This is a genomic window from Methylobacterium sp. Leaf89 (genome assembly GCF_001422215.1).
Lineage (GTDB): Bacteria > Pseudomonadota > Alphaproteobacteria > Rhizobiales > Beijerinckiaceae > Methylobacterium.
In genome coordinates this window covers 1-382 of sequence record NZ_LMML01000008.1, presented here as the reverse complement: position 1 = coordinate 382, position 382 = coordinate 1, and the positions used below count along the sequence as shown (strand labels likewise).

Annotated in this window: 1 protein-coding gene; it reads left to right on the top strand. The window is 55.8% G+C overall.

The genetic code is table 11. The features are described from left to right. Positions 1–55: 55 nt before the first annotated feature. On the top strand, positions 56–382 hold a 327-nt coding region (locus ASF18_RS03400), incomplete at its 3' end, for a transposase (protein ID WP_156649619.1).

The following is a 382-nucleotide window of genomic DNA, read 5'->3' as shown; positions in this document are numbered from 1 at the left end:
CCTGAAAAGTGGTCCTCCCTGAGGTATGGCTTCGAGCCATGTGGAGGATGTTGTCATGGGACGGAAGAAGCACACGGCTGAAGAGATTGTCGCCAAGCTGCGCCAAGTTGATGTTCTGGTCTCGCAAGGTCGCAAGGTCGCCGAAGCAATCCGCTTCATTGAGGTGACTGAGGTCACGTATTACCGCTGGCGCTCCAAATATGGCGGCCTGAAGGGTGACCAGGTCAAGCGGCTGAAGTCCCTGGAGACAGAAAACCAGCGCCTTCGTCGGGCGATCTCCGACCTGACTTTGGAGAAGCTCATCTTGAAGGAGGCAGCTTCGGGAAACTTCTTCTCTATTCGGGGTTCATCGGTCAACTCCCTTTCGTGCGCATCCTGGTTC